The sequence below is a fragment of the Microcoleus sp. AT9b-C3 genome, assembly GCF_036705485.1.
GTDB lineage: Bacteria > Cyanobacteriota > Cyanobacteriia > Cyanobacteriales > Microcoleaceae > Microcoleus.
Window position 1 is genome coordinate 88,809 of sequence record NZ_JAUBUR010000012.1, and the last position, 16,161, is coordinate 104,969.

General features: G+C 45.1%; 7 protein-coding genes. 2 read left to right on the forward strand and 5 right to left on the reverse strand.

The annotated features are described in order from the left end of the window. Genes QUB77_RS13515 through QUB77_RS13535 form a run of 5 tightly spaced genes read right to left on the reverse strand, consistent with a single transcriptional unit; the run spans window position 1 to window position 8,308 of the window. Complete coding sequence (locus QUB77_RS13515) at window positions 1-2,826, reverse strand: adenylate/guanylate cyclase domain-containing protein (protein WP_333173556.1); 2,826 nt, start codon at window positions 2,824-2,826, stop codon at window positions 1-3. Window positions 2,827-2,883: 57 nt separating this feature from the next. Then, window positions 2,884-4,440, reverse strand: coding sequence for a PAS domain-containing sensor histidine kinase (locus QUB77_RS13520; protein WP_333173558.1), 1,557 nt, complete (start codon window positions 4,438-4,440; stop codon window positions 2,884-2,886). Beyond that, window positions 4,437-4,973 carry a Rab family GTPase gene (locus QUB77_RS13525; RefSeq protein WP_333173561.1) on the reverse strand — a complete coding sequence of 179 codons (537 nt, stop codon included), beginning with the start codon at window positions 4,971-4,973 and terminating at the stop codon, window positions 4,437-4,439. The genes QUB77_RS13520 and QUB77_RS13525 overlap by 4 nt, the downstream gene beginning before the upstream one ends. Window positions 4,974-4,975: 2 nt before the next feature. After that, complete coding sequence (locus tag QUB77_RS13530; RefSeq protein WP_333173564.1) at window positions 4,976-7,693, reverse strand: OmpA family protein; 2,718 nt, start codon at window positions 7,691-7,693, stop codon at window positions 4,976-4,978. A gap of 6 nt (window positions 7,694-7,699) precedes the next feature. Next, entirely contained in the window at window positions 7,700-8,308 is a 609-nt protein-coding gene (locus QUB77_RS13535) for a hypothetical protein (protein WP_333173566.1), read from the reverse strand. Between the two features lie 1,138 nt (window positions 8,309-9,446). Between QUB77_RS13535 and alaS the strand changes: the two genes are divergently transcribed. Both alaS and QUB77_RS13545 read left to right on the forward strand, forming a co-directional pair. Further along, window positions 9,447-12,098, forward strand: a complete 2,652-nt coding sequence (alaS, locus tag QUB77_RS13540) for an alanine--tRNA ligase (protein WP_333173568.1) — start codon at window positions 9,447-9,449, stop codon at window positions 12,096-12,098. 139 nt (window positions 12,099-12,237) lie between these two features. After that, window positions 12,238-16,035 carry a CHAT domain-containing protein gene (locus QUB77_RS13545; RefSeq protein WP_333173570.1) on the forward strand — a complete coding sequence of 1,266 codons (3,798 nt, stop codon included), beginning with the start codon at window positions 12,238-12,240 and terminating at the stop codon, window positions 16,033-16,035. Window positions 16,036-16,161: the final 126 nt, after the last annotated feature.

The window sequence follows — 16,161 nt, forward strand, 5'->3', positions numbered from 1 at the left end:
TTAGTCATCAGCCAGATGACTGATGACTGATGAGCTGCCTGATTTTCGGCTAATGAGAATATAAGTTTTCATTACCCCTTTGCCTTTAACTTCAATCATTCCTCGCTCCTGAAATAAATAGTTATTTTTCAACAATTTATAAGTAGTTTCGCTCACTTGAATCCGCCAAGGCAAACCCTGAGATTCCATGCGGGAAGCAATATTTACCGTGTCACCCCATAAATCATAAATAAACTTCTTTATACCAATTACTCCGGCAACAACCGGGCCGCTGTGAATGCCGATGCGGATGCTAAAATATTTATTATGGCTAGCATTAAATCGGGCTATTTCTGCTTGCATATCTAGGGCAATTTGGGCGATCGCCTCTGCGTGGTCTGCTCTGGGTTCAGGCAGTCCTCCTACTGCCATGTATGCGTCGCCGATAGTCTTGATTTTCTCTAGGCCGTGCTGTTCGCACAAAAGGTCGAATCCTGAAAAAATCTTATTGAGGAGCTCCACAAGCTCGATCGGATTCATGACCGCAGACAAAGCAGTAAACCCCACAATGTCAGCGAACAAAACAGTCACTTCAGGAAAGTATTCGGCAATAGTAGTTTCATTTTGCTTGAGACGTTCTGCTATTGCCTTGGGCAAGATATTTAACAGCAGCTTTTCTGATTTTTCTTGTTCTTCCCGCAGGGCATCTTCTGCTTGCTTGCGTTCCGTAATGTCGTGATAACTCCAGACTCGGCCGATAATTTTATCTCCCAGCCGCTGCGGTTGCGAATAGCGTTCAAAAAATCTGCCGTCTTGAAATTCCAACAAGTCGTAACTTTCGGCTTCGGGCTGCTCGTCAAGCGATTCTATTCTCTCTTGAAATGCTTGGGGGTCTTTGAGCTGGTTCAGGACAAAGGCGATCGTTGCCGCGTTATCTCGCAGTGCCATCACTTCGTTAGGTATGCCCCACATTTCCACAAATTCTCGATTGAAAGTGACTATTTTTCCGCTCCTGTCAGTAGCTAAAATACCATCAGCAGTAGAATCAAAAGTTGCTTGCAGCAGGGACACAGATTTTGCCAGGGCGTCTTCTGTCATTTTTCGAGCAGTAATGTCTCGCAAAATAGCGCGAATCGCTACTAGCGAACCAGCCGCAAACTTACAGCTTAGGCTGCCTTCCAACAAAATTTGTTCGTGATATTTAGTGATAAATATTACTTCAATCGATTCTGGATACAAGGTATTTTCATTTACCGTTTTTTGGGTAAAAAGTTGATACAATATATCCAGAGACTCTGGGGAACTGTTGGGATGAATAATATCAAAAACAGTCATTTGAGCAATTTCTGCTTCGCTGTAGCCCAGAGTTTCCCGCCAAGCCCGATTTACATACAAAAAATGACCGTCCGCTCCAATACTTTGAATTAAGTCAGTAGCATTTTCAAATAAGTCTCGCAGTTGTTCTTCGCTTTCCCGCAAAGCTATTTCCGCTTGCTTGCGCTTGATAAATTGACCGATTTGGCTGCCGATTGTCGCCATTGTCTGGAGCAATTCTTCATCGAAACACTGCACTTCCAGGCTAAATAAAGTCATCACCCCCAACACAGACCGGGCATAATTTTCCGACTCGTAGTCGCCAAAAATTGGGAAACCAAAAGCTCCGTGCACTCCTTCTTCGGCAGCGGTTTCGCGGCGCATACAACTGTCGCTTTCTGTGACATCTGCAATCCACTGAGACGAACCGCTAGCCCAAACCAGACCGGGCAATCCTTCGCCCAATGCACAGGTCATTTGTTCGGTAAATTCGGCAAATTTGGGGATAGAAACTGAGCGTTTTGTCCAACTGGCGACGCACCGAAGCAAATTGGGGTCTGACACCCCAGTTATTCTCTTAGTTTCTGACAGCAATTTTTCCCCAGCTTCTGGCATCCAAAGTTCGATGGTATCCCATCCCAAACTGTCGCAAATTACGGGAAGAATTGCTGCTATAGCTTTTTTGATTGTTTCGGATGCCGACAGGATGCGAGTGGTGATGTACTGAGTTATTTGTCTCTTGCGGGCCCGCTGTCTATCGGTCACATCGCGGCCGATGTACACGAAATCTTGAACCGCACCTCTTGCTTCAGAAATACCTTTAATTTCAGTCAAAATCGCCGTACAGGAAAACGAAACTGTTAGCTGTTCTCCGGTTTTTGCCCGGCAAATTACTTCGGTGTCCGTTGGAGATTGTTGAGGTTCCGCTTGACTGACTGCTTGCAAAGAGGAGCCAAATGCCGCAAGAGCGTCTATTTGCTGGCCTACTAATTCTGATTCGCTGTAACCGAACAAATCTTGAGCAGCTTGATTGACTTTTTTAATCTTTCCCGAGGCTGTTGTTACCAACAAAACTTCGGCCATTGAAGTAATAATTTTTTCAACATAATTATTAGTAGCCGCTAAGGTACTCAATAAAATATCCATTTCATTGGTAGCTTGCACTAGAGTTTGTTCTAAAGCCATCCTGTCGCTTACGTCTTGAAAAAATATAATTAATCTCTGATAATTATCGTCATTGGTAAACTCCACGATATACATATCAAAATAAAGCCGCGAACCATTTTCTAATAATCGCGTCATCGCTTTTAATTCAAAATTCGGCAAACGTTTTTCAAAAATATCGATTAAAATTTCTTCAGTTCCCACCAATTCGGGAAAGGGAATGCGGACATCGCTGCCGGCGACTACTTCGTCGGGAGAGTCGGCAAACCGCTGCACTTTCAGGGAAATTTCTTGGATTAAAAAGTTTTTATCCAGTGCTAGGTACTCCAAGTGGTGGGGAACTAACAGTTTTTTTAACAAGGTTTTCATGTGAGGTTTTTAGTATTGAAGGCGCCCTCTGGATGTAATTATATAAGATTTATTTATTTATCGCTGTTTTTCAAAGGGAATTCTGACTATAAAGGTAGTGCCTAGCTCTATCTCGCTGGAAAATTCGATTTGACCTCCGTGCAATTCTACGCACTGCTTGACTATGGATAAACCCAGTCCTGTACCGGGTACTTTTCCGACATTTTTGGCTCGATAATAAGATTCAAACAGTTGTTCTTGGTCTTCTATAGGAATGCCAATGCCTGCGTCTTTAATTTTAAATATAGCTTCTTCATTATTCTGACAATTTAATTCAAAATAAATAGGGCTGTCGAGGGGCGAATATTTTACAGCATTTGACAGCAAATTTGTCAAGATGTGTCGCAGCAATTTTGGATCTAGTGCAGGCAACTCTTGCGTTTCCTGCGAGTCGGTATCATTTTGTTTCGCGGGCGTAACTAATTCTTGATAAATAAAGTTAATTGTATGATTTTTTCCATAACTAATTTTAATTGATTCTACTAACTCGCTACAAAAGTTTTTTAAGTCAACTGGTGCGGGATAGAATTCGAGTTTTCCTGCTTCGGCGCTGCTAAGCAACCGCACGTCCTCTAATAGCTGAGCCATTTGTTGAGATGCAGATTTAACGTGTTGCAGGTATTGTTGTTTTTCCGCGTGGGTGATTTCGTCCCCGTAGTCTTGGAGGATTTTAGTAGCAAATAATACGGTACTTAAAGGATTGCCGAATTCGTGAGCTATCATCGAGAAAAAACGAGATTTTACCTGTCTGAGTTCTTGCTCTTTTGCCAAAGAGCGGCGAATTTCTATTTCTTGTTGCTTGCGTTCTGTGATGTCCCTGCCGATATAGATGAAATCGTAAAGTCCCTCGAATTCGGTCTGAATTGCCGAACAGGAAAATTCTACCCAAATTTCTTCTCCTGCTTTAGTAGTGCAGACTATTTCTAGTTCTCTACGCAGCTCTTTCTGAGACAAAATATAGAGGTGGCGAGCTTGGTAAATTAATGTTTCTTCGATTAATATTAAAGACAGGGGGTTGCCGATAAATTCTGCTTCGCTGTAGCCAAATAACCATTGTGCTGATTGATTGACTGTTTTGATAATTCCTAATGTTGTTGTCACCAACAAAGCATCGCCCATCGAACGAATAACTTTATCTATATAATCTTTAGAAGCGGCTAAGGCACTAACCAAAAGATTAGCTTCATTCGCGCTCTGAATCAACGATTGCTTCATCACCATCTTTTCGGTGGTATCTTCAATCAAAATTAGCAATTTATTTGGCACATCTTCTTGTTCTTCTTCATATTTGATAGCCAACATATCAAAGTATAAAGGGCGGTTGGGATCGGCAGACCGAGCGATACCTTTGATTTCAAAACCCGGCAGCCGTCCCATAATGATAGACATGAGGATATTTTCAATGCCAATCAGTTCGGGAAAACTGATGCGAGCATCTGCACCGGGTATTGCCTCGCCCGGAGTATCGGCATAGTTCTGCACTTGGGCGGAGGTTGCCTGAATGATAAAATGGTGATTGACTACAAAATACTGTGTTTGTCGCGGCCCTAACAGCTTTCTTAACAGGGGGTTCATACTTGTTCTACCATTGTGTAAGCTAGTTTGTAGAAAATTTCGTCAACGTCTTTGCCTGTTTTAGCAGATGTCGTGCAGACTCCTATTACTTTGTCTTGACCTATCGAATGGGATATTTCCACTAGCAGCGCTAATTTTTCCTCGTCAATCAAGTCTACTTTGTTCAAAGCGACGATAATTGACCCTTTAGGATTGACTGAAGAAAAAAGCTGAATGTGTTCGGAGATTCGCTCAACTGTTTCGGAGCGGCTGACATCCGCAACGATTAAAACGCCGCTAGCTCCCTGCAAGTAAGTCGGTGCTATTCCTTTGAATTTTGTATGCCCTTCTAAGTCCCAAATCAGCAACTTTGCCGTCACGTTTTCCCGCTGTTTTACCCCTTCTAATTCTACGATTTTGCTGGAAATTTTTACTCCCACGGTGGAGAGGTATTGGTCGCTGAATTGCCGATCGACAAAACGGCGGATCAGGCTGGTTTTGCCCACGCCAAAATCGCCGATCATGCACATTTTTTTAGATATAGTAACTGACATAATTATTTACTGTTTATGGTCTTAGTTATGGGTTCAAATAGCACGCATCTGCCTAAAAGTCGTGGTTGATTGGGTTCCACGTCGGCAGGAGGATGCGCGACGCCAACCGTTTGGAGGCGCTTCGGATCAGCACCTTGCTGCACTAAAGCATCTCGCACGGCTGCGGCACGCCTCAGCGACAACTGTTGGTTTGTAGCAAGTTCTCCACTTTGATCGCTGTGCCCAATTATCTTAATCTGTTTTTGAGGATATTGATCCATGAATTTTTTGACACTGGCGATGATTTCTTCATCTGTTGAGTCTAATTTTGCGGTTCCTGGCTCGAAGTAGATGCGGGTTGTAATTTTCAGGGGATCTAATTTAACCGTACTGATGACCGACTGAACACCGGGAATTTGTTTTAAGGACTGAGCTATTTTCTGTGTGTCTGCTAGGTCTATAACTGTGCCATCTACTGTAACTTTACGATCGCCATACCGACTAGAAATAGAAACGCCCTCTCTCTGGTTCAAAACGGCGGTAATCCGCTGCACCTCAGCCGCCGTCAAAACTGGATCTGGGGGGACATCGACAGCTATAATTCTATTATCTAATTGCAATTTCGGTGCAGTTGATGCGGCTATTTTTTCCGCTTGTGCCCGCAATTCTTGATTGGGCAACTTTCCGGTTAGCTTTAAAGTTTTGCCATCAACTGCCACATCTAAGCGGTAGACTGCTAATTCGGGAGTGGATGCTAAAGCTGCGATGGCATTTGCTTCGAGGCGGCGCTCCACGCTGCTGCGGTACTGATAAATTCCCCAAGGTACTAAGATTAAGCTCAAAGCTGCTAAACTGATAGCCGCGAGGGCGATCGGGGGTTTTGTTGATTTTTCCGTTTGTAGCGGGTCGAATAAAGTTTTTATACACGGGTGCAGCGACTCCGGTATCGTACCCGGATCGCCGTTAAACTCGTGAATTACTTTAGCGTAATTAAGAATGAGATTACTAACGGTTTCTCGTATTTTCTTGATGAAAGAGTCGGGCGGTTCTCCTTTAATCACGACTGCCATGTAGCAATATCCCGCTACTTCTAGCATAATCTTGGAGTCGCCGTATTCAATTTGATTTAGTTCGGAAACTTCTCCCGGCCTAACGATACAGTCGTTAACAAAGCTGCGAATAGCTGTGAGCATTCCTGCTACCATTTCTGATTCTAAATGGTAGCTTTCTGAGTTTTGAAATTCGGAAATTATCAAGCCTGATGCTTTGTGAATTAAGAAGGCGGCTTGGACTGTAAAGGGTACTGATTCTTGGAGGATTAATTCAGCTTCGGAGACTCCTTGTACTTGGGAGCGAATTTTTCTTTTGAATCCTTCAACGCTGATGGCATTTGACACTTTTTCATTGATTGTCTTGATAGCTTCTGCCATGTATCGGGCAATTGTACTGCCAATTACGGGATAGAGCGCATCCACCATAGAGTCGCGTTCGAGTTCAATTTGGGCTGTAATCGCTTTGCCCATTTCCGGTGCAAGGGCTTGAGCGATCGACTCTTGGTCGAGGCGAATTTGCTCTTTAATCGCCAGACCAATTTCTGGGGCGATCGCCTTAGCAATATCCGCTGGCGAATTCACTATTTGTTGAGCAAGTGCGTCGGGAAGCAGCTCAGCTATTGCCGCACTCATTGCCGACTTATTTTCCTGAGTTTTTGCCCTAATCACTTCGTCAATAATTGGCCCGATCGCCTTGACAACTTCTTCTCTGGAGTCGGCAATTTTGCGGCTGAGAATTTCTGCGATCCAAGGCAGCATCAACTCAATCAACTCTTGGGGCTCGTAGATTTGGTGCTCCAATTTTCCTAATTTATCGTCGATTGTTGCCATCAGGTGGCGCACCCCGGGCAAATCGTTTTCTGCCAGCAGATTTTTGACTTGCTCGATATCTGATATTTTTGAGCCGAAAATCAGATTTTGCAGCGTTTCCATCGCGCTGTCGGCTTGATTTAAATCTTGTTTAATTTGGCTTAATATTTCTGTAGGCTGCGATATCGCGGTCGGCGGTTCTACCAAGTTTGGCATCGATTGAAGCGAAGCTAGCACCGGATCTAAATATGGAGTTTCTGGTGACTCTGAGACTGTGGAAACTATGAAGTCATTGGAAACTTCCGAGGATTTTGACTCGGTTGGGGCAGGGGAAACATTTTGTAAATGCCGATCGAACTTGTGGGATTCTTGAGCCTGTACGTACTGTAGAGAATCTTTCATTGTCAAGTTAGACAATTCTTCGACAGGCTGTGATTCCTCCTCCAAATCCGGCTGGGCGATCGCAGAAACATCTATAGTTTTAGCGGAGGAATAGTCTTTTTCCAGTTCTGAAGTGTTGAGTTTGTGAGTAGTGAATAGCAAACTTTTGAACTCGTCTGCAACAGGCGGGGAATCGCCAGACTGGGGTTGGGGAGATCCAGTTTCGGGTACACTCGCTGCAACCTCCTCTGGCGCTTGCTCAGAAATACCTAACAAATCCATCAACCCGCCGAGGGCCCCAGCTTGATTATTTTCGCCACTGCTGTCATCTTCGGGCTCTGCATTTTGCTGGTTGGAACCTGCAATAATTTTGAGATCGACTAACAGATTCAGAAAGGGTTCTAGCTGGGTTGCTGGATCGGCAGCAGACTCGTCAGGTTGAGAAACAAAACCCTCTAACTCATTTTCGTCAGCCGGATTTTCTTTCGGTAAAGCCATGCGTTATTATCCGTGATGGTGGCGCTCCGGCAACAGAAATTCGTTATTTAACTTATTATCAGCAACGCCTTTAAGTTCGGGTACAAATTCTGTTCCTTTGAGCCTCATGCCGAGTTCAAACAGAATTTCTGCCATGTCGTCTCTAGAAACTTTAACATCTCTGAGCATAGAAAAGCGACGGTCGAGTTCTTCAAAAACCTGGGTTTTCAAAGTGCGGGTTTCTTCAGATAGTCGCTCTCTGGTTTGGGAGAATTCGTCGCGAAGCGAACGGGTTTGATTGTCAATAGCCTCGTCGAGGGCTTCAATGCTGCTGGATAATTTTCGGTTAACGCGATCGACTTGCTGACGGATGTCTGCGCTTTCTTCTTGGGTGTTTGAGGTGAGCGATTTAACTTTTTTTTCTAACGAATCAACTGCAGCCCTCATTTCTCCTGAAAGAACTGTTTTTACTTGTTCGATGCGAGTTTGCATATCTTGCTGCATCATCGACAAGTCGGAATCTATTTTATCGAAGCGATTGTCGTATTCTCTAAGCTGCGCTCCAAAAATTATATCGCGAATTTGGTCGATATTTCCCAGCCGTTCGCGCATTTCTTCTTTAGTTATTTCGGCCATGCTTGTACCTAGAATCTCCGAAGATTGTGAGTTTAAGAACTGTGCTAGTGATTTACTACCGTTGTTGGTGGCACTAGCTTTTTTGAGTGGGCGGGCTTTTATTTTTTGAACTCTCACCCCTGCCTCGGAGATGTGATTTTTTAGAGTCTTGACTCTAAATATCCTGAGATTCAAATTTTTGAGCCTGGTCTTGTCACCAAAAATGGCGGTTGGCGATCCTTGGCTTGCAGCAAGCTCAGAGAAGCGTAGATTTGCTGCTATACAGGACAGCGGGGTAGATTTTAATGTCTTGTACTGACATCTTCAATGATATCGCATCTTGACAGTGCCTCATACCACAGCGCTTGATCCCAGGCAAAAAGCGGGCGGGTGCGAGCGCCCACGTCCTATTATATATAATATATAACTCAAAAGCTGCACAGATCGCTCGCCGATCGGCTCCGAGGGATGTAGCCTTTGAGCAGAAAGCACTTATACAGCCGAAATCGGTTCCTCTCTCCCCCTCTTCCCCTCTCTTCCTGCGATCGCCCTATAAAAATTCATAGGGCCCGATCGACAGCGACCAGACCCAATAATATGAGAACTTTGTTTTTTCTAACAAACGAGATGTGTTTCCAATTGAGAACTGTTTGAGAACTGTTACTTACTAGGGTTTACAACTTGTGCAGCTTTACTTTTAATCCGCAACCACAATAAGTCTGACTCGACTGCGGTTTGGCTTGACTGCTCGATCGGCAGTTCGCCACTATTCCAAGTTGTGTTCGGTTAATTTCTGCTGCGCCTGGGAATCTAGACCGGAGACACCATGTCTATATCCTCGAACTTTGTTTCTAAATATAGCGACCTCCTTTCTCTTTCTGTCCCGGTGTCTATTATTAAGTTAGCATGGCCTTTCGGAGGAGTAAAGCACTATTTGCAAAACTTGATAGGTCTTTACATTACTAAGTATAATGATATGAATATCCACATAGATGTCAGTTAGGACTCACGCACTCCGAACAAAGAAACCGGGTTTTTCTACCGAAATTGAGGATTTTAAGCAAGTATTTTGGTTGAAAAACCGGGTTTCTGGACACCCGTGCGTAAGTCCTATAAATTCTATTGTTGCTACATCTTTACATAATTAACAGTTCTTGTCATGTCTATTTCTCCTAAGTTTCTCAGTGGCAGCCAAATCCGCCAAACATTCCTCGACTTTTATGCTCAGCGGGGACATAAGATATTGCCGAGTGCTTCTTTGGTGCCCGAAGATCCGACAGTGTTGCTGACGATCGCCGGAATGCTACAATTCAAGCCGATATTTCTCGGACAGCGCGCCGCCGAATCACCGCGCGCCACGACTTCTCAAAAGTGCATCCGCACCAACGACATCGAAAACGTCGGGCGCACCGCCCGCCACCACACGTTTTTTGAAATGTTGGGCAATTTCAGTTTCGGGGATTATTTCAAGAAACAGGCGATCGCCTGGGCGTGGGAACTTTCGACGGAAGTTTTCGGTTTACCAGCGTCGAATTTGGTTGTTAGCGTTTTCCGAGAAGATGACGAAGCTTTTGCGATTTGGCGCGATGAAATTGGCATTCCGGGCGATCGGATTCAGCGCATGGGAGAAGATGACAATTTCTGGCAATCCGGCCCGACAGGCCCCTGCGGCCCGTGTTCGGAGATTTACTATGATTTCTACCCAGAGAGAGGCGACAATATTGACCTCGAAGATGATACCAGGTTTATTGAATTCTACAACCTGGTTTTCATGCAGTACAATAAAGATGCAGAGGGCAATTTAACACCGCTGCAAAATCAAAATATTGATACTGGCATGGGACTGGAACGGATGGCGCAAATCCTCCAGAAAGTCCCCAATAATTACGAAACAGATTTGATTTTTCCGATCATTCAATCGGCGGCGGAAATTGCCGGAATTGATTACCACAATAGCGATGAAAAAGTCAAGGTTTCGCTGAAAGTAATTGGCGATCACATTCGGGCTGTGGTACACATGATTGCGGACGAAATTCGCGCGTCGAATGTTGGTCGGGGTTACATTTTGCGCCGGTTGATTCGCCGGGTGGTGCGCCACGGGCGGCTGATTGGAATTCAGGGCGAATTTACGGTGCGGGTGGCCGAAAGTGCGATCGCCCTTTCGGAAGCAGCTTATCCGAACGTGCGATCGCGGGAAGCTCAAATTAAGGCGGAATTGGCAAGGGAAGAGGCGCAGTTTCTCAAGACTTTGGAACGCGGAGAGAAGCTGCTGGAGGAAATTGTCGATCGCACAAAACAGCAAGCAAACCAGCAAATCAGCGGTCAAGATGCTTTCACGCTTTACGATACCTACGGTTTCCCCTTAGAACTGACTCAAGAAATTGCTGAGGAACAGGGAATTACTGTAGATTTGGACGGATTTGAAAGGGCGATGAAGGAACAGCAAACTCGCGCTAAAGATGCTCGCCAAACAATCGATTTAACCGTGCAGGGTTCATTGGATAAGTTGGGTGAAACAATCCAAGGAACTGAGTTTGTCGGTTATGCTGAATTGTCGAGTTTAGCTGAGGTGGAAGTTATCTTGGTTGACGGCAAATCTGTCGAGGAAGCAGCCGCCGGTACCGAGGTACAAGTTGTGTTGAACCAAACGCCGTTTTATGCAGAATCCGGCGGACAAATTGGCGATAAAGGTTATTTGAAAACCGGAGATAATGGTGATGGTTTGTTGGTGAGAGTTGATGATGTGAAGAAGGAATCGGATTTCTTCGTGCATTTCGGCTTTGTGGAACGGGGAACGCTGAGAGTGGGCGATAGTATTACTGCGAAAATTGACAATAGCGGTCGTCGCCGAATTCAGGCTAATCACACAGCAACTCACTTATTACAATCAGCTTTGCGGAAAATTGTAGACGATTCGATTTCGCAAGCTGGTTCGCTGGTATCGTCAGAGAGATTGCGGTTTGATTTCAATTCTCCGCGCGCTGTCACAGCAGAAGAGTTGCAGAAAATTGAGGATTTAGTTAATAGTTGGATTGCTGAAGCGCACGCTGCTGAAATTGCAGAAATGCCGATCGCCCAAGCGAGGGAAAAAGGCGCGACTGCGATGTTTGGCGAGAAGTACGGCGATGTGGTGCGGGTTATCGATTTTCCCGGCGTTTCGATGGAATTGTGCGGCGGAACTCACGTCAGCAATACGGCAGAAATCGGGCTGTTTAAGATTGTTTCCGAAGCCGGGGTAGCGGCGGGAACTCGCCGGATTGAAGCGGTTTCCGGTCAAGCTGTTTTGGACTATTTGAACGTGCGGGATAAGGTAGTGCGCGATTTGGGCGATCGATTTAAGGCGAAGCCTGAAGAATTGCCCAACCGGATTACTAATTTGCAGAATGAGTTGAAGGATACTCAGAAACATTTGGCTGCTGTGAAATCGGAATTGGCGATCGCGAAATCCGACCAGTTGCTGAGTGCGGCGGAGGCTGTCGGCGAATTCAAAATCATTGTAGCTCAATTAGGAGATGTGGATGCAGAAGCGCTGAAAACTGCGGCGGAAAGATTGCAGCAAAAGTTAGGAAATGCTGCGGTTGTTTTGGCATCAATTCCTGAACCGGATAAGGTAAGTTTGGTGGCTGCTTTTAGTCCTGAAGTCAATAAGAAAGGATTGCAAGCTGGCAAGTTTATCGGGGGAATTGCTCAAATTTGCGGCGGAAAAGGCGGCGGGCGGCCTAATTTGGCGCAGGCTGGGGGACGCGATGCAAGTAAGTTGCAGGAAGCGTTGGAAAGTGCTCGCAATTTGTTGGTTGAAGGGTTGGGGTAATTCATCCCCGCGCCGAGCCCAGAAACCGGGTTTTTTCGACAATAATCGCCCAACACCCAAAAACTCCCAAAAACCCGGTTTCTTCATCCCCGCGCCGAGTCCAGAAAAAATGTACAATATCCCAAACATGGATAGTGCAATGAAAAGCAAAAAACAAACTTATTTCGACTTGATCGAATCCCTGATTAACTCCCCCAACGAGGAAGCACAAATCGCCATCCTGAAATCCAAGGAAAAACGGATAGATGATGACTTTGCGGATTTTTTGCGTAAATGGGCAACTAAAATCATAGCAGAAAATAATTTCCGCCACGCTAGAGACATTATTATTAATATTTTAAACTTCAGTAACTTGATTCAAGATTTTCCACTGGGTAGCCCAAGGAGCAATATGGAAATTGCCATTGCAGGATATGAGGTGGGACTGAAAATTTTTAACCGATATGATGATCCCCAAAAATGGGGAACTCTTCAAAATAGTTTAGGAACTGCTTACACGGACAGAATCAAAGGAGAAAGGCAGGATAATCTAGAAAAGGCTATCGCCTTTTATGAAGCTGCTAGTCAAGTTCATACCCGCCCTGCTTTCCCGGAACAATGGGCTATGACTCAAAATAATTTGGGAGAAGCTTACCGTAACAGAATCAAAGGAGAACGTGGTGAGAATATCGAAAAGGCGATCGCATTTTATCAAGCAGCTAGTGAAGTTTACACCCGCCCTGCTTTCCCGCAAAATTGGGCGCTAACTCAAAATAATTTGGCTGCTGCTTACTATAGCAGAATCAAAGGAGAACGGGGTGAGAATATCGAAAAGGCGATCGCCTTTTTTGAAGCAGCTAGTGAAGTTCTTACCCGCCCTGCTTTCCCGCAACATTGGGCGATGACTCAAAATAATTTGGCAACTGCTTACAGTGACAGAATCAAAGGAGAACGGGGTGAGAATATCGAAAAGGCGATCGCATTTTATCAAGCAGCTTTACAAGTTTACACCCGCCATGCTTTCCCGCAAAATTGGGCGATGACTCAAAATAATTTGGCAAATGCTTACAAAGATAGAATCAAAGGAGAACGCGGTGAGAATATCGAAAAGGCGATCGTATTTTCTGAAGCAGCTAGTGAAGTTCTTACTCGCCCTGTTTTCCCCGAACAATGGGCGATGACTCAAAATAATTTGGCTGCTGCTTACAGTGACCGAATCAAAGGTGAACGGGCTGAGAATATCGAAAAGGCGATCGCATTTTCTGAAGCAGCTAGTGAAGTTTACACCCGCCCTGCTTTCCCAGAACAATGGGCGATGACTCAACATAATTTGGCAAATGCTTACTATAGGAGAATCAAAGGTGAACGGGGTGAGAATATCGAAAGGGCGATTGCATTTTCTGAAGCAGCTTTACAAGTTCGCACCCGCGATGCTTTTCCCCAAGATTGGGCTGGGACTCAAAATAATTTGGCAACTGCTTACAGTGAGCGAATCAAAGGAGAACGGGCTGAGAATATCGAAAAGGCGATCGCATTTTATCAAGCAGCTAGTGAAGTTTACACCCGCCCTGCTTTCCCGGAACAATGGGCGATGACTCAACATAATTTGGCAATTGCTTACTATAGCAGAATCAAAGGTGAAGAGGGTGATAATATCGAAAAGGCGATCGCATTTTATGAAGCAGCTAGTGAAGTTTACACCCGCCCTGCTTTCCCGGAGCAATGGGCAGGTACTCAACATAATTTGGCAAATGCTTACAGTTACAGAATCAAAGGAGAACGGGGTGAAAATATCGAAAAGGCGATCGCACTTTATGAAGGAGCTTTAGAAGTTTGTACCCGCCCTGCTTCCCCGCAACATTGGGCTGATACTCAAAATAATTTAGGAATTGCTTACTCTACCAGAATCAAAGGAGAACGGGGTGATAATATCGAAAGGGCGATCGCATTTTATGAAGCTGCTTTACAAGTTTACACTCCTACCATCTTACCCCTTAACTGTCTGAACACAGGGCAAAACTTAGGTAATTTAGGATTTGCAGAAAGTTTGTGGGAAACAGCCATCTTCGGCTACGAAAAAGCCATCGAAGCAGTCGAACAAAGCCGCGAGTGGGTAACATCCCAAACCCGCAAACGAGAAATAATAGAAGAAAACCTCAACATTTACGAAAAAATGATGCAATCCTGCATCAACCACAAACAATATCACAAAGCAGTCCAAACCTTAGAACGCAGCAAATCCCGCTACCTAGTCGAACTCTTCACCAACAGCGAAATCTATCCCAAAACCGCCACCGAAACCGAGAAACAGCAACTGAGAGACTTGCGCCGCCAAATCGCCACCGCCCAACAATCCCTAGAAACAGAATCATCCTCTCCCACTCTTTCTCCCCCCTTTGCTAAGGGGGTTCCAGAAGACTCCGATACACAACGCACAACTCAAACCCGCAATCTAAGCCCCGAATCACTGCAACAACAAACAGACAACTTAGCAACAGCATTGCAGCAATTAGAACAATTGCTGCAACAGATAAAACAGCGCGAACCCGAATTTGTTTTAACCCAAGCAGTCAAACCCATAAACATCGGCGAATTCCAGAAAACATTAGACACAAAAATAGCAATTGTAGAATGGTACATCGGCAACTCCAACACCTCCGAAAACCCCGACTACTCTAACTCCCCCCTTAAGAAGGGGGGCTGGGGGGGATCAGCCTTCATCATCACCCACAACAAAATAGACTTAGTACCAATCACCGCCGCCGAATTAGCCGAATTAGAAACCTGGAAAAACGACTATCTCAACGAATACCGCGACAAAACCAAACAAAAAATCTGGCAACAAACCTTATCCGCAAAACTCCAAAAACTCTCCGAAATCTTGCGGCTAAACGAGATAGTCGCCAAAATCCCCAATGATTGCCACCAACTAATATTAGTACCTCACCGCTACCTGCACCTATTCCCCCTCCACGCCCTACCATTCACATCAGAAGGCGGGCACGGGGGCACAGCCCCTACGAAATACCTCCTAGACTGCTTCCCCGACGGCGTGAAATACGCCCCCAGTTTGCAACTGCTGCAACTCGTACAAAACCGCAGCAAAACCCGCACATCTCCCGCCCCCGAATTGCAACCATTATTTGCGATTCAGAATTCCACCGAAGATTTGTCAAACGCCGACATGGAAGTAGAAATTATTAAACAAAGATTCAATCCCCATGACATCTTAATCAAACAACAAGCCACAAAAATCGCCTTCAACGAAAACCTCAAAAACCTCTCTAATGCCAGCTACATCCACTTTTCCTGCCACGGAGTCTTTAACTTTGACTATCCGCTGCTATCCCTACTAGCCCTAGCCGATTCCATCGAATCAACCTCAGAAATTAACCCGCCACCAATCCCCGAAATTAACCCCCCCCAACCCCCCCTTGCTAAGGGGGGGCTTCAAGAGGATGGGGTCGAAACTCCGCGCTATGTGACAATGCGAAGCGGGCGAAAAGCCAACCCGGAAAAATGCCTAACCTTGCGAGAAATCTTTGCCAATTTAGAGTTAAGTAGGTGCAATCTCGTGACACTCTCCGCCTGCGAAACCGGCTTAACCCAGTCAACAACAATGACAGATGAATACATTGGTTTACCCAGCGGCTTCTTGTATGCTGGGAGTATGAATGTTGTGAGCACATTGTGGTCGGTCGATGATTTTGCGACGGCGATTTTAATGATAAAATTTTATCAGGAATTGCAACCTGAAGTATCAGTAGCAGTCGCTTTGAACGCCGCCCAAAACTGGATGCGCGCAGTCAGACGCGAAGATTTTGAAGTTTGGGTTAAATCTTTAAATTTAGATAAAAAATCGCGGCAAAGTGTGGAACTGTGGTTAGTATTATCCCCAGAAGAACAGCCGTTTAGCCATCCCAAGTATTGGGCGGCATTCTGTGCTACGGGATATTAAGTTAGGTGTGCTATCAAAATTTGGTAGGGGCGGGTTTTACAAACAATATATAACGATGACCAACAATCTAGATAAACCCGCCCCCACCCCACCAATAACCCACATCAACCTGAAATTTGCATCGAA

What these genes read in the sequence shown, in the direction of transcription:
- QUB77_RS13545 (WP_333173570.1), top strand. Translation starts at nt 12,238, where the DNA reads ATGAAAAGCAAAAAACAAACTTATTTCGACTTGATCGAATCCCTGATT.
- alaS (WP_333173568.1), top strand. Translation starts at nt 9,447, where the DNA reads ATGTCTATTTCTCCTAAGTTTCTCAGTGGCAGCCAAATCCGCCAAACA.
- QUB77_RS13535 (WP_333173566.1), bottom strand. Translation starts at nt 8,308, where the DNA reads ATGGCCGAAATAACTAAAGAAGAAATGCGCGAACGGCTGGGAAATATC.
- QUB77_RS13530 (WP_333173564.1), bottom strand. Translation starts at nt 7,693, where the DNA reads ATGGCTTTACCGAAAGAAAATCCGGCTGACGAAAATGAGTTAGAGGGT.
- QUB77_RS13515 (WP_333173556.1), bottom strand. Translation starts at nt 2,826, where the DNA reads ATGAAAACCTTGTTAAAAAAACTGTTAGTTCCCCACCACTTGGAGTAC.
- QUB77_RS13520 (WP_333173558.1), bottom strand. Translation starts at nt 4,440, where the DNA reads ATGAACCCCCTGTTAAGAAAGCTGTTAGGGCCGCGACAAACACAGTAT.
- QUB77_RS13525 (WP_333173561.1), bottom strand. Translation starts at nt 4,973, where the DNA reads ATGTCAGTTACTATATCTAAAAAAATGTGCATGATCGGCGATTTTGGC.